The sequence below is a fragment of the Streptomyces sp. NBC_01294 genome (assembly GCF_035917235.1).
Taxonomy (GTDB): domain Bacteria; phylum Actinomycetota; class Actinomycetes; order Streptomycetales; family Streptomycetaceae; genus Streptomyces; species Streptomyces caledonius.
In genome coordinates, this window is record NZ_CP108423.1 from 6,762,907 (window position 1) to 6,778,545 (window position 15,639).

The 15,639-nt window shown below is 73.2% G+C and carries 15 protein-coding genes; 10 read left to right on the forward strand and 5 right to left on the reverse strand.

Translation table 11 applies throughout. The annotated features are described in order from the left end of the window. Nucleotides 1-148 precede the first annotated feature (148 nt). Together OG534_RS30610 and OG534_RS30615 are read right to left on the reverse strand one after the other, a co-directional pair. Nucleotides 149-2,065, reverse strand: coding sequence for an AAA family ATPase (locus OG534_RS30610; protein WP_326592336.1), 1,917 nt, complete (start codon nucleotides 2,063-2,065; stop codon nucleotides 149-151). Nucleotides 2,066-2,454: 389 nt separating this feature from the next. Then, nucleotides 2,455-3,090 carry a uridine kinase family protein gene (locus OG534_RS30615; RefSeq protein ID WP_326592338.1) on the reverse strand — a complete coding sequence of 212 codons (636 nt, stop codon included), beginning with the start codon at nucleotides 3,088-3,090 and terminating at the stop codon, nucleotides 2,455-2,457. 109 nt (nucleotides 3,091-3,199) lie between these two features. Between OG534_RS30615 and OG534_RS30620 the strand changes: the two genes are divergently transcribed. The 5 genes from OG534_RS30620 to OG534_RS30640 all read left to right on the forward strand — a co-directional run bounded on the left by OG534_RS30620 (nucleotide 3,200) and on the right by OG534_RS30640 (nucleotide 7,579). Continuing rightward, on the forward strand, nucleotides 3,200-4,567 hold the full coding sequence (locus OG534_RS30620; protein WP_326592340.1) for a peptidase C39 family protein: 1,368 nt from the start codon (nucleotides 3,200-3,202) through the stop codon (nucleotides 4,565-4,567). Nucleotides 4,568-4,663: 96 nt separating this feature from the next. Continuing rightward, nucleotides 4,664-5,095 carry an SPW repeat protein gene (locus OG534_RS30625; protein ID WP_326592341.1) on the forward strand — a complete coding sequence of 144 codons (432 nt, stop codon included), beginning with the start codon at nucleotides 4,664-4,666 and terminating at the stop codon, nucleotides 5,093-5,095. Between the two features lie 143 nt (nucleotides 5,096-5,238). Continuing rightward, nucleotides 5,239-5,391: an SCO1431 family membrane protein gene (locus tag OG534_RS30630; protein WP_326592343.1), complete on the forward strand. Its 153-nt coding sequence runs from the start codon at nucleotides 5,239-5,241 to the stop codon at nucleotides 5,389-5,391. Nucleotides 5,392-5,563: 172 nt separating this feature from the next. After that, nucleotides 5,564-6,259, forward strand: a complete 696-nt coding sequence (locus OG534_RS30635) for a TetR/AcrR family transcriptional regulator (protein ID WP_442807169.1) — start codon at nucleotides 5,564-5,566, stop codon at nucleotides 6,257-6,259. A gap of 147 nt (nucleotides 6,260-6,406) precedes the next feature. Continuing rightward, complete coding sequence (locus OG534_RS30640; RefSeq protein ID WP_326592345.1) at nucleotides 6,407-7,579, forward strand: acyl-CoA dehydrogenase family protein; 1,173 nt, start codon at nucleotides 6,407-6,409, stop codon at nucleotides 7,577-7,579. Between the two features lie 117 nt (nucleotides 7,580-7,696). On the opposite strand, the gene OG534_RS30645 is transcribed toward OG534_RS30640, so the two are convergent. Both OG534_RS30645 and OG534_RS30650 read right to left on the reverse strand, forming a co-directional pair. After that, nucleotides 7,697-8,314, reverse strand: coding sequence for a GNAT family N-acetyltransferase (locus OG534_RS30645; protein ID WP_326592347.1), 618 nt, complete (start codon nucleotides 8,312-8,314; stop codon nucleotides 7,697-7,699). A gap of 105 nt (nucleotides 8,315-8,419) precedes the next feature. Further along, nucleotides 8,420-8,737 (reverse strand): hypothetical protein, encoded by a 318-nt coding sequence (locus OG534_RS30650; RefSeq protein ID WP_326592349.1) that lies wholly within the window; start codon nucleotides 8,735-8,737, stop codon nucleotides 8,420-8,422. 406 nt (nucleotides 8,738-9,143) lie between these two features. Between OG534_RS30650 and OG534_RS30655 the strand changes: the two genes are divergently transcribed. Both OG534_RS30655 and OG534_RS30660 read left to right on the forward strand, forming a co-directional pair. After that, nucleotides 9,144-10,277 (forward strand): hypothetical protein, encoded by a 1,134-nt coding sequence (locus OG534_RS30655; RefSeq protein ID WP_326592351.1) that lies wholly within the window; start codon nucleotides 9,144-9,146, stop codon nucleotides 10,275-10,277. Nucleotides 10,278-10,292: 15 nt separating this feature from the next. Next, nucleotides 10,293-11,384 carry a phosphotransferase family protein gene (locus tag OG534_RS30660; protein WP_326592352.1) on the forward strand — a complete coding sequence of 364 codons (1,092 nt, stop codon included), beginning with the start codon at nucleotides 10,293-10,295 and terminating at the stop codon, nucleotides 11,382-11,384. A 50-nt stretch (nucleotides 11,385-11,434) separates the two neighbouring features. On the opposite strand, the gene OG534_RS30665 is transcribed toward OG534_RS30660, so the two are convergent. Next, on the reverse strand, nucleotides 11,435-11,914 hold the full coding sequence (locus OG534_RS30665) for a hypothetical protein (RefSeq protein WP_326592354.1): 480 nt from the start codon (nucleotides 11,912-11,914) through the stop codon (nucleotides 11,435-11,437). Nucleotides 11,915-12,131: 217 nt separating this feature from the next. Between OG534_RS30665 and OG534_RS30670 the strand changes: the two genes are divergently transcribed. The 3 genes from OG534_RS30670 (at nucleotide 12,132) to OG534_RS30680 (ending at nucleotide 15,603) form a co-directional block, all read left to right on the forward strand. Then, on the forward strand, nucleotides 12,132-12,572 hold the full coding sequence (locus tag OG534_RS30670) for an Lrp/AsnC family transcriptional regulator (protein ID WP_326593949.1): 441 nt from the start codon (nucleotides 12,132-12,134) through the stop codon (nucleotides 12,570-12,572). A gap of 290 nt (nucleotides 12,573-12,862) precedes the next feature. Then, nucleotides 12,863-14,482, forward strand: coding sequence for an amidohydrolase (locus tag OG534_RS30675; RefSeq protein ID WP_326592356.1), 1,620 nt, complete (start codon nucleotides 12,863-12,865; stop codon nucleotides 14,480-14,482). Nucleotides 14,483-14,787: 305 nt separating this feature from the next. After that, a complete protein-coding gene (locus OG534_RS30680; protein WP_326592357.1) occupies nucleotides 14,788-15,603 on the forward strand; it encodes a polyprenol monophosphomannose synthase in 816 nt (271 codons plus the stop codon). The last annotated feature ends 36 nt before the right edge of the window (nucleotides 15,604-15,639 follow it).

Genomic DNA, 15,639 nt, shown 5'->3' on the forward strand with positions numbered 1-15,639 from the left:
CCGGGCGGGCTGGATGTTCCAGCCCGCCCGGCGTTTGAGGGCACGGGCGCGCAGCGCACGTACGGGTCCGGGGCGGATTTCCGGGAAACGGAGAAAGGGCGGGGCGGGGAGACGGCTCCGCGCAGCGGCACCCCGCACACCGCCGGGGTCACAAGGGCGGCTCCGGCCGTTCCTGCGGCCCCCGCCCCGACAGCACCTCCCCGTACGCCTGCATCAGATCCGGCAGCCGCAGCGTCGACAGATCGTCCCGCGACGGCTCCCCCGCGAAACCCGCCAGCCGCAGATCCCGGTACGCGCAGCTCTTCTCGTACAGCGTGCGCAGGAACCGCCCGTTCCCGAGCTCGTCGATCCAGCCCTGCTCCACCACGTGCCCGCTGATGCTGCGCAGCTCCTCCAGCGCCTCCTCGTCCCAGCGATCCCCGTTCGAGTCCGCCAGCACCCCGCCGATCGCGGTCAGCTCCAGCGGCCGGTAGCTGGGGAAGTCCACCCGGGTGGTGAACCGCGAGGACAGCCCCGGATTGGCGGCCAGCAGCCGGTCCATCCCGGCCGGGTAGCCCGCCAGGATCACCACCAGGTGGTCCCGGTTGTCCTCGGCCCGCTTCAGCAGCACCTGCAGCGCCTCGTCGCCGTACGCGTCGCCCTTGCTGTAGCCCGAGTTCGACAGCGAGTACGCCTCGTCCACGAACAGCACCCCGCCGATCGCCGAATCGATCAGCTCGTTCGCCTTCACCGCGGTCTGCCCGAGGAACTCGCCCACGAGGTCCGCCCGCTGGGCCTCCACCAGATGGTCGCCGCCCAGCAGCCCCAGCGCGTAGAAGACCCGCCCCAGGATCCGCGCCACCGTCGTCTTGCCCGTGCCCGACGGCCCAGAGAAGACGAAGTGGCGTTTCGGCGGCTGCACCGGCAGCCCCTGCCCTGCCCTCAGCCGCGCCATGTGGAGCTGCGCGGAGAGCGCCTTCACCTGCCGCTTGACCGGCTCCAGTCCCACCATCCGCTCCAGCTCCGCCAGCGCCTCGGCGAGGGCCGCCGGATCGGCCGGCCCGGCCGGCAGGCCCTCGGGCGCGCCCTGCGGCGGGACGGACACCTTGCGCCGTGCGCCCTCCGCCCGTCCCGCCGGGGGAGTGGGCGGCGCCAGCGGGTCCGGCTCCACCTGGCCGTCCGCGGCGATGTCCTGGACGGGCCCGCCGCCCAGCGCGACCGCCGCGAAGTCCCCGCCGGCCGGGGACGGGCCGTGTCCGCCGTAGCCCCCGTACCCGGCGTACCCCGCCAGGCCCGCCAGATCGGCCATGCCGTCGGTGTCGTCGCCGTCCTCGATGGCCGTGAGCCGGGCCGCGGTGTCCATGAACGAGGCGTCCACCCGGTGCACCGCCCGGTACAGCGGCAGCGCCGCCGCGCTGCGCCCGGTGCCCTCGTGCGCCCGCGCCAGCCAGTACCGCAGCTCCTTGCGCTGGGGCTGCTCGCTGCGGCAGCGCATCAGCGCCGCCGCCAGCATCGGCTCCGCCTGCCCGTACATCTCCAGCCGGACCCGCGCCATCCCGCCGAACAGCCCGGCCTCGATCCCCAGCAGCGGATCGTTCACCAGCGGCTCGGTGTGCCGCACCAGCTGCTCCCAGTCCTTGACCAGGTAGGCCCGGCAGGCGTGCAGGAACCGCACCTGCGCGTCGGTGTCCACCGGCGGCAGCGCCGCGAGGGCCTGGTCCAGCTCGGGCACGTGGCGGCCGTCCAGCCAGTGCGAGGCGTGGGCGAGCAGCAGGTCCCGCCGGCTCTCCAGCACCGGCTGCACCCACCAGCCCAGCCAGTACCAGGAGTTCAGCATCCTGCGGTGCCGGGCCCGCTGTTCGCCGAACCGGTCCCGGTGCGCGTACATGCGCAATAACGCGGTGCCGGTGTCGACCCGCAGCGCGTGCAGGCCGAGCCATGCGTCCGCCATCGAGGGGTCGAGTCGTACGGCCGCCCGGAACTCCTCCTCGGCCTGCGGGTAGGCGCCCATGGTGCAGGCGTCGACTCCGCGCAGCCAGGCGAGTTCGGCCGGGGCTTGCCTGCTGCCCGGCGTGCCGAAATCCATCACGTCCCCCACAAGCCTGCCCCCGTGGTACGCGGCAACCCCCGCTTCGAGCGCGCGAGTTGACCGGTGCCCCCGGCTGGCGCTGCTGAAATCAGGGCTGCATCGTACCTGCGGTTTCGCACCTTACGTAGGGCGCGACAGCCTCCGTTTGGGCGTGCGCCCCAGGCGCCTCCGGTGACTCAGGGTGAAGGATCGGGGCGCGATCGCCTCACGTGACACCCTCGGGGAGGGGGTTCGCGGGCAGAACGAAGCCCCCGATCACGGGGGAACAATCGGGGGCTTCGTGTCCGCGGCAGCCGCAAAGGCCGCGCATTCAGAACGTAAGGCCGGTGCGGGCCCCAGGTCAAGCAGGTCGGTCGAGGCCCGGTGGAGCGGAAATCCGGGGCCGCTCAGGCCCGGGGGAGTTCGTCACCCTCGGTGACGGAAGCGGAGGTTCCCGCCGTCGCTCCTGTCCCGGAAGTCCACTCGTATCCCGTACCGCTCTGGCGTACCAGGGTGTCGGCGAAGGGGCGCGAAGGGTCACCGAGGAAGTGCGCGTGCTCCGCGCGCTCCCATCCGTCCCAGAAGTCGGAAAGTTCATGCCCGTCCCGGTTTCGCCCCCGCAGCCAGGACTGCGCACGCGGCGTCTCCATCCACAGGAGCCGCGCCAGATGCGGGCGCAGCGCCCGCCGCCCGGCGCCGACCCCCTCGACCAGGAGCACCGGCGCGGGCTCCAGCAGCCGATCGGGCCCGAAGCGGCGCTCCACCCAGTCGTACGGGGCCCAGTGGGCGGGCCGTCCGGCGGCGAGCGGCTCCAGCACCTGCGCGCGCAGCCGCTCCTCCCAGCCGAAGAGCTCCTCGTGGGTGGCCACGTCGTCCAGGTGCAGCACGGGCGCACCGCCCAGCGCCCGGGCGATCCGGCCCGCGAAGGTGCTCTTCCCCGATCCGGCGTGCCCGTCGATGGCGATCAGGCGCACTGGGCCGAGGGAGAGCGGCAGCGCGGCGAGCTCCCGTGCGAGTGACTCAAGTGACTGGTGTGGCTCCACCCGACCAGCGTAGACAAGCCCGACACGACCCGTGGCTTCGGTCCGCGACGGCCGGGAACTGGAAGGGTGAAGCCACCGAAGCGCCGACCCACCCCGGGGGAACCTCGCGATGACCGCACCCACGCCACGCAGGGCCGTACTCGTCGCCGCACTCGCGGTCGCCACCGCGGCCACCGCCGCCACCTTCTCCGGCGGCAGCGCCTCCGCTTCCGCCGCGCCCACCCCGCGGGCGCAGGGCCGTACCGTCGACAACCGCTTCTGGTTCTCGTACGACCACTGGCGGGCCGGCACTCACCGCGGCACCACCGCCGTCCCCGGCGCCCGCCCCGGCCTGGAGATCGGGACGGCCGCCGGCCGCACCGAGTACGCCGATCCGCACACCGGGAAGAAGAGCACCTGGGAGTACGCGACCTGGACCTCCCCGGTGCACCGCTCCACCGTGCCCGCCACCGAGGCCATCGCCTCCTGGAACGCCCGTACCCCGGCCGGCACCTGGATCCAGATCGAACTGCGCGGCACCTACACCGACGGCGCCGTCAGCCCCTGGTACGTGATGGGCCGGTGGGCCTCCCGCGACGGCGACATCCGCCGCACCTCCGTGGACGGCCAGACCGACGGCAAGTCCACGGTCTGGACCGACGCCCTGGCCATCGACGCCCCCGCCGCGGCCGCCGGCCTGCGGATCACGGACTGGCAGCTGCGCCTGACCCTCCACCGCAGGCCGGGCGCCGACCGCGGCCCCACGGTGTGGCTGGCGGGCGCGATGGCCTCCGACGTCCCGGACCGCTTCACCGTCCCCGCCTCCGCCCCCTCTGGCACGGCCCACGAGCTGAAGGTCCCGCGCTACTCGCAGGAGGTCCACATCGGCCGGTACCCCGAGTACGACAACGGCGGCGAGGCCTGGTGCAGCCCCACCTCCTCCCAGATGGTCGTCGAGTTCTGGGGCCGCAAGGCCAGCGCCACAGCCCTGACCTGGGTGAAGCCGGGCTACTCCGACCCGCAGATCTGCCACGCGGCCCGTTCCACCTACGACGCCGCCTACAAGGGCTGCGGCAACTGGCCGTTCAACGCCGCGTACGCCGCCACGTACCGGGAGCTCGCCGGCGTCGTCACCCGCCTCACGTCGCTGACCGACCTGGAGACCCTGGTCAGGGCCGGCATCCCGGTCATCACCTCCCAGTCCTTCCGCCGGGAGGAGCTCACGGGCGCGGGCTACGGCACCGCGGGCCACCTGATGACCGTGGTCGGCTTCACCGCCGCCGGGGACGTGATCGCCAACGACCCCCACGCGCCCGACAACCCCGCCGTCCGCCGCGTCTACAAGCGCGCCGAGTGGGAGACGATCTGGCTGCGCACCAAGCGCACGGCAACCGCCGGCAAGGTCACCTCGGGCAGCGGCGGCATCTGCTACCTCTACGTCCCGGCGCTGCCGGGCGCGGCGCAGATCCGGGCCCTGCGGGCGGTCGGGGTGCTGTGAAGGAGCCGGAATCCCCGGTTGGCCAAGTGGCGCGGATAAGCGGAACATAATGGGGTAAATGGCACATAAAGGCTTCTCAGTAGGAGGCGGCCAGCCATGACCACCCATCCGAGCATCGAGCACCACCCCGACCTCGCCGAGATGCGCACTCGGTTCGAGCGGGTGACCAGCACCCCCGCCGCGCAGGCCGTCGAGGCACTGGCCCTGATCACGGGTCTGTACCTGGCCGCCTCGCCGTGGATCGTGGGATTCAGCGTCCTGACCCCCCTGGCGATCAACAACCTGATCGCCGGTCTGGCCTTCTGCCTGTGCATGGGTGGTCTGGGTTCCGCCTACGAGCGCACCCACGCGATGGCGTGGACGGCGGTCGCCCTCGGAGCCTGGACGATCATCGCCCCGTGGGCCATCGCCGGTGAGATGGACGCGACGCGCGCCGTCGTCAGCAATGTGATCACCGGAGCCGTCGCACTCTGCCTCGGCCTCGCGATGGCGGGCATGGCGGGCCGCAACCGCGAGTCCCGCGTCTGACGCGGACGCCGCAAGGGGCCGGCCGACCGGGCCCCGGCCGCACCGGACACGTCCGGAGCGGCCGGGGCCCGGGTGCGTGACGCGCGCCACCCGTGACCCTCGTCTCTACCGCGAAGGCCGCGAATGCTGGCACATTGGACACCATGACTGCCGACAGCGCCGCCCCGACCGCCCCCGCCCGGACCCTCGTTCGCACCGGAGGTCCCAAGGACGGCTCCTCATGGCTGGAGCACGTCCTCGGCTGGACCCTCGTGGTCGTCGTCGCCATGTTCGTGACCCAGGTCGGCTGGCTGTAGCCGGCCCGCCCGAGCGGGCCCGGCCGACTGGTCGGTGTGCTGCCCGGCCTCTGCCATACTGCGGGCATCCTGTGGCGGGTCGAGGCGAGGGTCGGATTTGAATCATAGTCAACAACGTGCAACGACCGGGCGATCGCAGGTTCGCCGGGCCGAACTCATAACAATCGGCCGCATGTTGTTCGCCGACACCTCGTACGACGCGCTCTCCGTGGACGACATCGCCCAGCAGGCGGGCGTCGCCAAGGGGCTGATCTACTACTACTTCAAGAGCAAGCGCGGCTACTACCTCGCCATCGTCGAGGACTCCGTGGCCGAGCTGATCGCCCGCGCCGGCGGCGACAGCCACCTCCCCGGCGCCGAGCGGGTCCGCCGCACCATCGACGGCTTCCTCCACTACGCCGAGAACCACCATGCCGCGTACCGCACCATCGCCGCCGGCGGCGTCGGCTCCGACGCCGAGGTGCTCGCGATCCGCGACGCCGTCCGCGAGGAACTGGTCGCCACCATCGCCGAAGGCGCGTACGGCCGCCGCACCGTGCCCCCGATCGCCCGCCTCGCCCTCCTGGGCTGGCTCTCCGCGGTCGAAGGGATCACCCTGGAATGGATCGGCGGGCAGCGCGCCCCGGACCGGGCGGACCGGGCCGGCCAACCCGGCCAGCCCGACCGAGCCGGCCAGCCCGACCGAGCCGGCCAGCCCGACCGAGCCGACCAGCCCGACCGGGCCGAGGTCGGGGCCCTGCTGGTGCGCCAGCTGCGCACCACACTGACGGTGATCGAGGAGTTCGTCCCGGAGTGTCCGGCACCTCCCGCACCCGAAGAGCCGTTCGACCAGCTTGGTGATCTTGCCCCGGTGACGGGAAGCCCCTGATCGGGCATACTCAAGCCGCCGCAGCCGCTGAACAGGCCCTTCCGTGATCCGGAAGGGCAGCATCGGCTGTGAGAGCACCGAGACCCGGCGGCGCGTCCCACACCTCACGCGTCGCCGCCGTGCCCGACCAGGGAGGAGAGCGCCGCCATGACAGACCGCGCCCCGCAGCCGGTGGACCGACAGCTGCCCACCGAGGAGTCCCGGGACCTCCTCGCCCTCGTACGCGAGATCGCGCAGCGCGAGATCCGTCCCAAGGCCGCCGAGGAGGAGGACTCCGGGCGGTTCCCCCGCGAGGTCTTCACCCTCCTGTCGGAGGCCGGACTGCTCGGCCTCCCGTACCCCGGGGAATTCGGCGGCGGCGAGCAGCCGTACGAGGTCTATCTCCAGGTCCTGGAAGAGCTGGCCGCGGCCCGCCTGACCGTCGGCCTCGGCGTCAGCGTGCACTCGCTGGCCTGCCACGGCCTCGCCGGCTACGGCACCAAGGAGCAGCAGGGAGCGCACCTGCCCGCGATGCTCGGCGGCGGCCTGCTGGGCGCCTACTGCCTCTCCGAGCCGGCCGCCGGCTCCGACGCCGCCTCGCTCACCACCAAGGCGGTGCGCGACGGCGACGACTGGATCATCACTGGCACCAAGGCCTGGATCACCCACGGCGGAGTCGCCGACTTCTACACCGTCCTCGCGCGCACCGGCGCCGAGGGCCCCAAGGGCATCACGGCCTTCCTGGTCCCCGGGGACGCGGCGGGCCTGACCGCCGCCGTGCCCGAGAAGAAGATGGGCATGAAGGGCTCGCCCACCGCCCAGCTGCACTTCGACGGCGTACGGGTGCCGGACGCGCGCCGCATCGGCGAGGAGGGGCAGGGCTTCACCATCGCCCTGGCCGCACTGGACGCGGGGCGTCTGGGCATCGCCGCCTGCGCCATCGGCGTCGCCCAGGCGGCGCTGGACGAGGCACTGGCCTACGCCCTGGACCGCAAGCAGTTCGGGCACCCGATCGCGGACTTCCAGGGGCTGCGCTTCATGCTGGCCGACATGGCCACCAAGATCGAGGCCGGACGGGCGCTGTACCTCGCGGCGGCGCGGCTGCGGGACGCGGGCAAGCCGTTCTCCCGCCAGGCGGCGATGGCCAAGCTGTTCTGCACCGACGCGGCGATGGCCGTCACCACGGACGCGGTGCAGGTCCTCGGCGGCTACGGCTACACGGCGGACTTCCCCGTCGAGCGCCTGATGCGCGAGGCGAAGGTGCTCCAGATCGTGGAGGGCACCAACCAGATCCAGCGCATGGTCATCGCCCGCCACCTGGCGGGCCCTGAGACGCGCTGACCGCAGCGCACGGCGGTGGCGCGGCCGGTGGCGTGGCCGGTGCGGCGGCGGGATCCCCGCCACCGCACCGGCGTTGCCGCCCGGGGCGGGCGTCCGGCGCTGCCGTGCGGACGCGCCTCAGGCGTCGGCCGGGCGGCGCGGCTCGCGCCACATCGCCCACAGCGTCGGACCCTCGCCCGGCAGCTGCAGCTCCTTGCGCACGGTGAAGCCGAAGTGCTCGTAGAACGGCAGGTTGGACGGCTTGGAGGACTCCAGGTAGGCGGGCAGGCCCGCCGCGTCGGCCTTGGCCAGCCCCGAGCGCAGCAGGGCGGCGCCCTGGCCCTGGCCCTGGGCGGCCGGGTCGGCGCCGATGACCGCCAGGTACCAGTGCGGTTCCTCGGGGGTGTGCAGGGCGGCCGTCTCGACGGCGTCCCGGAACAGCGGGGCCCGGTCGCCGAGGATGTCCTGGAGCTCCGCGATGGTCTCCGCGTCGGGAACGGCCTTCTCCCCCGCCTCCGGGGGCACCCAGAACGCAGCCGCCGCGTCGGTGCGCTCGCAGACGCTGTGCCGGACGTACTGCCGGGTGTAGATCGTGGTGAAGTAGCGGCCCAGAGCCGCGTCGCGCGAGGCGTCGTCGGGGAAGAACCAGCGCATCATCGGGTCGTCGTCGAAGGCCCTGGTCAGGATTCGGCTGATCAGTGGCGCATCGTCGACCGTTGCCGTTTTCGGCGCATTCGTTATCGGCATACCGGCCATTCTGCACCCGATGATCTTGGACCGTGCGGTGGGGGTCCGGGTCCGTCGGCCGGAGCAAGGAGACGGCCGGGCGCTGAAGTTCGGGACGGGCCGCGGCGAGACGCGTCAGCGGCGGCCGTGGTGGTGCGTGGTCGTGGTCTGACCGGCGGGTCGTCCGTCACCCGGCTCGTCGGACACGTCCCAGTACAGGCCGCTGCTGGTGGTGGGCCAGATCGGGGAGGACGTGAGCCGGGACCACTCCGGGTCGCGCCGCCCGGGCAGCGTCCGCCCGGCGTCGGCCCACCGGGCCAGCAGGTCGTGGTAGATCGGCGGATCGGGCGCCTGATGCTGCGGCTCGCGCTGCGCCTCTCGCGGTTGCTCATGCTGCTGCTCGCGCTGTTGCTCGCGCTGTTGCTGAACCGATTCTTCGCAACCCGGCGGCATCGGGCGGCGCCTTCGGCCCGTTGAAGACTGAAGCATGGTCATACAGGGCCAACGCGGAACCGAAGCCCCGAGTAACCGCCCCCACGACACGCGTTTCCGTTCGACCCGTCCCCGGGGGCGGGTCGGGGGCGGGTGGTGCGGGCGGGGCTGCGAGTGGCGGAATCCCGCCCCGCCGGCTCCCGGCTCCCGCCGCCCCCGCCCCGGGTCCCGACCCTGCCTGCCTGGCCCCTGCCCCCCGAAGCCCCCGCCTCCCCGGCGCAGCGTGCCGGGGTGTCAGAGCGTGCCAGAAGGGTGGCCCTCGGTGTGGTTTCTGACGTACCGTCATATCCGCCCGGGCTGCCCCCCGCACTCCCTAAGCCGCACTCCCGAAGCCGCACCCACCAAGTCGCCCTCCTGGAGGTCCGCCATGCCCGCCGACCGGCCCGTTGCGCTCGACGAGTACCCCATCCATCAGGCTCCCTTGTCGATGAAGCACCTCGTCAGCGGTGACCGCAACGCCTACGACCGCTGCATCTTCCACGTCTTCGACCACGCCGGGCGCGCCGTTCTGATCCTCGGCCTCGGCGTCTACCCCAACGCCGGGGTCATCGACGCCTACGCCACCCTCCGCATCGGCGACGAGCTCCTCGCCGTCCGGGCTTCCGACGCCCTCGGCGACGACAGGATGAACCTCTCGGTGGGACCCCTGTCCATCACCGTCGACGTCCCGCTCAAGCAGCTCACGCTGCGCTGCGCCCCCGACCCGGCCGACCCGCACGGGCTTTCGTACGACGTCACCTGGACCGCCGAGTTCCCCGCCGTCTGGGAACCCCACCACATCCAGCGGCGCGGCGACCGCCTCATGCTGGAGGGCCGCCGCTTCGTCCAGGCCGGCAACGTCACCGGGACCGTCCGGGCCAAGGGCGAGGAGTTCGTGCTCACGCCGGGGGAGTGGAGCGGCACCCGCGACCGGAGCTGGGGCGTGCGTCCGATCCCCGGGGAGGAGGGGGGCCGCGCGGCCGAGGAGCACCGCCCCGAGGGCTTCCACTGGCTCTGGATCCCGGTCCGCTTCGAGGACCGCTTCGTGATGGTGATCGCCCAGGAGGACGCCGACGGCCACCGCACCCTGAACGAAGCCGTGCAGGTCTTCCCCGAGGGCAGCGGGCGCCACGACGTCCAGCTCGGCTGGCCGCACACCGAGATCCGCTACCGGCCGGGGAGCCGCCATCCCGAGAGCGCCGTCGTCCACCTCACCGACCCGGCCCGCAAGCCCCTCGAACTGGGCGTGGAGATACTCAACTCCTCCCCCCTGGCCGTCGGCGCCGGCTACCCGCCCGCGGCCGACTGGCAGCACGGCACCTGGCAGGGCCGCGGCTGGACCGACCGCCGCGTCTACGACCTCTCCGACCCCGCGGCCCACCCGATGGCCGCCTTCGGGGTGACCGACCACGCAGCCCGCTTCACCCTCGACGGGCAGACCGGATACGGCATCTTCGAGCACGGCAGTTTCGGCCGCCACGACCCGAGCGGCTTCACCGACTACTCCTCCGTCGCCCAGTAGGGAAGGGGCTCACGCATGGCCACTGCACCGCGTCCGCGCACCTCCACCCGAGAGCCCGAAGAGCTCGGCCGGCGCCTGGCCGCCTGGCTGGACACCAGGCTCCCCGGCGCGAAGGTCACCAACGTCTCGGTTCCCGGTTCCAACGGGATGTCCAGCGAGACCCTGCTCTTCGACATAGAGCACCCGGACACCCCGCTCCGCGCCTGCGCGCTGCGGCTCGCCGCCGACCCGGCGGCCTACACCGTCTTCCCGACGTACGACATGCCGCGCCAGCACCGCGTGATGAGTCTCGTCGCCGAGCACACGGACCTGCCCGTCCCGCGCGTGCAGTGGCTGGAGGAGGATCCGGGGCCGCTGGGGGCGCCGTTCTTCGTGATGGCCCGCGCCGACGGCCGGGTGCCGCCCGACGTCATGCCCTACACCTACGAGGGCAATTGGCTGCACGCCGCGACCGACGCCGAACGCGGCGCACTGCAGGAGGCGAGCATCTCGCTGCTGGCCCGGCTGCACGACCAATTCCCCGCGAAGGAGGCCGAGTTCCTGCTGCCCGACGGCGAGGGGACCCCCTTGCGCCGGCACGTGGACGCCCAACGCGCCTACTACTCCTGGGTGGTGGGCGGACTCGCCCCGTCCCCGCTCATCGAGCGGGCGTTCGCCCGCCTGGAGGAGCTGTGGCCGGCGGACGAGGGCCCCGCGGTCCTCAACTGGGGCGACGCCCGCATCGGCAACGTCATCTACGACGGCTTCACGCCGGTGGCCGTGCTGGACTGGGAGATGGCGGCGTACGCCCCGCGCGAGGTGGACCTCGGCTGGACCGTGTACCTCCACCGCTTCTTCCAGGACCTCACCGTCGGCTTCGGCCAGCCCGGTCTGCCGGACTTCCTGCGCCGCGAGGACCTGGAGCGCCGGTACGCCGAACTGACCGGCCACACGCCGCGGGACATGGAGTTCCACACCCTCTACGCCGCCCTGCGGCACGGGATCGTGATGCTGCGCATCGCCTACCGGCAGGCCCACTTCGGCGAGGTCGAGATCCCGGCGGACCCGGACAGCCTGATCCTGCACCACGCCAGCCTGGCCGCCATGGTGCAGGGAACGTACTGGTAGGGGAGCAGAGAGCAGGGTCAGCGGGAGGGAAGCCCGGCGCCGGGCGGCCGTCAGGCCGCCTGCGCGTGCTGCTGGCGCGTCTGCGCCTGCTGCGGGAGCACGGGGCTCACCACCCGGACCGGACGCGAGCCCGGACCGCCGACGTGCGAGAAGGGCTGCGTCCGCCAGTCCAGGCCCTGGGGCAGGGTCGACAGGACGACGGTGTCGGGCTCCTGGGCCTCCTCCACCGGCTGGATCATGCCGACGGTGGGCAGCGCGTCGGTGGCGGGCCGCCCGGTGCCCGCGCACACGGTGAGCCCGAAGGGGTTCCACGGGGTCAGGCAGAGCGCGTGCTGCGGCAGGTACTCCTCGTCCGCGACGAGGGCGATGGACTGGCCGCAGTCGGGGCAGATCGCGTGGTGGATCTCGAATCCCTCGATGTCGTCGAGGTAGTCGGCGTATTCGGCGTCCCCCGCGAAGGTGCCGTCCCCGGAATCGAGCGGTTCCAGGGGCTCCGGTTCGGTGCGACCGGCGCGCTTGGTGTTCAGCATGGATGTACTCCCCCTTGGGTGGGCCGGGCGGGCAGGATCTACGGCCTCGGCCACAGCAAGCACTTCCCGTCGAGCGGCACGAGTAACCACAACAGACCGGCCTCCACGTGCATACCCCTGTGGCCTTGGTCACATGCCTGCCGCAGATGCCTCCAGTGGGCGGACAGCGCTGTGCCTGGAGTGCCGTTGGGCCTTAGGTTGTGCGGCTATGAGCGCAATGGAGGAGCTGGACCGCCAGATCGTGGATCTGCTCGTACGGGACGGGCGGATGAGTTACACGGATCTGGGCAAGGCAACGGGACTGTCCACGTCGGCAGTCCATCAGCGAGTACGCCGTCTGGAACAGCGCGGGGTGATCCGCGGCTATGCGGCCGTGGTCGACCCGGAGGCCGTCGGCCTGCCGTTGACCGCGTTCATCTCGGTCAAGCCCTTCGACCCGAGCGCCCCGGACGACATCGCCGACCGGCTGTCCGGCGTTCCCGAGATCGAGGCCTGCCACAGCGTCGCGGGCGACGAGAACTACATCCTGAAGGTGCGCGTCGCCACCCCCCTGGAGCTGGAAGACCTGCTGGGCCGCCTGCGCGCCCTCGCCCACGTCTCGACGCGCACGACGGTGGTCCTCTCCACCCCCTACGAAGCCCGCCCGCCCCGCGTCTGACTCTGCACGCGCCCCGGCCGCACGCACCCCACGTGCGCCCTCGCACGACTCGCCCCGGTCCCTCGTCGGCCTCGAGCCGCCGCCGCACCGGACCCCGTCCGCCGCACCGGACCCGGGGCGCAGGCCGTGCCTCACTCGCGCCGGTGATCGGGGCAAGGGGGCCGGCGCGGGGCCCAGGGGGTCCGGGCCCTGCCCCGCCCGGTGAAGAGAGCGGCCCCGAAGACCGCCCCGCAGGGCCCGCCCCGCACCCGCGTCCATCCGCGCCCGGCGAACGCGCGAAACTTGTCACCATGACCGAGCGCGCGACACCCGCCCCCACCGATCCCACCCGCACCGTCCTCCTCCGCGGGGGCGAGGTCCACAGCCCCGCCGACCCCTTCGCCACCGCGATGGTCGTCGAGCGCGGCCACGTCGCCTGGGTCGGTTCCGAAGGTGCGGCCGACGCCTTCGCCCAGGGCGTGGACGAGGTCGTCGACCTCGGCGGCGCGCTCGTCACCCCCGCCTTCACGGACGCCCACGTCCACACCACCTCCGCCGGCCTGGCCCTGACCGGGCTGGACCTCACCGGAGCACGCTCCCTGTCCGCCGCGCTGGACCTCGTACGCGCGTACGCCGCGAGCCGACCCGCGGACCGGGTGCTCCTCGGGCACGGCTGGGACGCCGCCCGCTGGCCCGAGCGGCGCGCGCCGCGCCGGGCCGAGCTCGACGAGGCCGCCGGGGGCCGCCCGCTCTACCTCAGCCGCATCGACGTGCACTCGGCCGTGGTCACCACCGCCCTGCTCGACCTCGTCCCCGGAGTGCGGCCCGACGGCGACCTGCCGCTGACCGCCGACGACCACCACGCCGTGCGGCGGGCCGCCCTGGCCGCCGTCACCCCCGCGCAGCGCGCCGAGGCCCAGCGGGCCGCCCTCGACCGGGCCGCCTCCCTGGGCATCGGATCCGTGCACGAGTGCGGCGGGCCCGACATCTCCTCCGCCGAGGACTTCACCGGCCTGCTCGCGCTGGCCGCCGAGCGGCCCGGGCCGCGCGTCTTCGGGTACTGGGCCGACCGGGACCTCGAACTGGCCAGGGAGCTGGGGGCCGTCGGGGCCGCCGGCGACCTCTTCGTCGACGGCGCCCTCGGCTCGCACACCGCCTGCCTGCACGCCCCGTACGCCGACGCCCCGCACACCGGCACCGGCTACCTCGACGTACACGCCGTCACCGAACACGTGGCCGCCTGCACCGAGGCGGGCCTCCAGGCCGGTTTCCACGCCATCGGCGACGCCGCGATCACCGCCGTGGTGGAGGGCGTACGGGCGGCCGCCGAGAAGGTCGGCCTGGCCCGGGTCCGCGCCGCCCGCCACCGGGTCGAGCACGCCGAGATGATGACCCCCGCCGCCATCGCCGCCTTCGCCGAGCTGGGGCTCACCGCCTCCGTGCAGCCCGCGTTCGACGCGGCCTGGGGCGGCGAGGACGGCATGTACGCCGACCGGCTCGGGGCCGAGCGCGCCCGCACCCTGAACCCGTACGCGGCCATGCTCAAGGCGGGCGTCCCGCTGGCCTTCGGCTCGGACGCCCCGGTCACCCCGCTCGACCCCTGGGGCACCGTCCGCGCGGCCGCGTTCCACCGGACGCCCGAGCACCGCATCTCCGTACGGGCCGCCTTCACCGCCCACACCCGGGGCGGCTGGCGGGCCCTGGGCCGCGACGACGCGGGGATCCTCGTGCCGGGCGCGCCCGCCGACTACGCGGTCTGGGAAACCGGCGAACTGGTCGTCCAGGCACCCGACGACCGGGTCGCCCGCTGGTCCACGGACCCCCGCTCCGGCACCCCCGGACTGCCCGACCTGACCCCCGGATCCGAGCTGCCGGTGTGCCTCGCCACCGTCGTCGGCGGGCGGGAGGTATTCGTACGCCCACAGGGGTGATCCGGTCGGCCTCGGTTCGGTACGGGCGGTCGGACCCGGATAAGTTCGGCCGGGTCCACCACAGGATGTCCGTGCCGGACGGATCCGTCTGCTCAGCGCGCCCGCGCCTCGGGGGCGAGGGAAGGTTTCGCCGGGCGGCGGGTGGCCCCGGGTCGGGGCTCGGCGGTCCAGTAGACAACGGTCAGGGCGGCCCGCAGCCAGCGGGTGTCCGACCGGCCCGAAGGACCGCGGGCCCCGACCACTGTTCTACAGTCATTCCCTGCGACCAGACGTACAGGACGTGCAAGAGCACAAAAGGGGACCCAGTGAGCGACGGCGGACAGCGGACCTACGGGCCGCTCGGTACGGCCTTGGTGATCATTCCGACCTACAACGAGTCGGAGAACATCGGGCTGATCGTCGGCCGCGTCCGCGCGGCGGTGCCCGAGGCCCACATCCTGGTCGCCGACGACAACAGCCCCGACGGCACCGGCAAGCTCGCCGACGAGCTCGCGGCCGGCGACGACCACGTCCACGTCCTGCACCGCAAGGGCAAGGAGGGGCTCGGCGCCGCCTACCTGGCGGGCTTCCTCTGGGCCCTGGACGCCGGCTACGGCGTGATCGTCGAGATGGACGCCGACGGCTCCCACCAGCCCGAGGAACTGCCCCGCCTGCTCACCGCGCTGGCCGGCGCCGACCTGGTCCTGGGCTCCCGCTGGGTGCCGGGCGGACGCGTCGTCAACTGGCCCAAGAGCCGCGAGTTCCTCTCGCGCGGCGGTTCGACGTACTCCCGGCTGATGCTGGACGTCCCGATCCGCGACGTGACCGGCGGCTACCGCGCCTTCCGCCGCGAGACCCTGGAGGGCCTGGGCCTGGACGACGTGGCCTCCGCGGGCTACTGCTTCCAGGTGGACCTGGCCCGCAGGGCCGTGCAGAAGGGCTTCCGCGTGGTGGAGGTGCCCATCACGTTCGTCGAGCGTGAGTTCGGCGACAGCAAGATGAGCAAGGACATCGTGGTGGAGGCCCTGTGGCGGGTCACCCAGTGGGGCATCAAGGCCCAGGCGGCCAAGCTGCTGGGCGGCGTCAAGGGCGCGGGCAAGGGCACCGGCAAGGGAACGGGCGCCCGCGGCGGCAGCGCGTGACCGCCTGACCCCTAGGGGCCGTCCCGTACCTCCGGC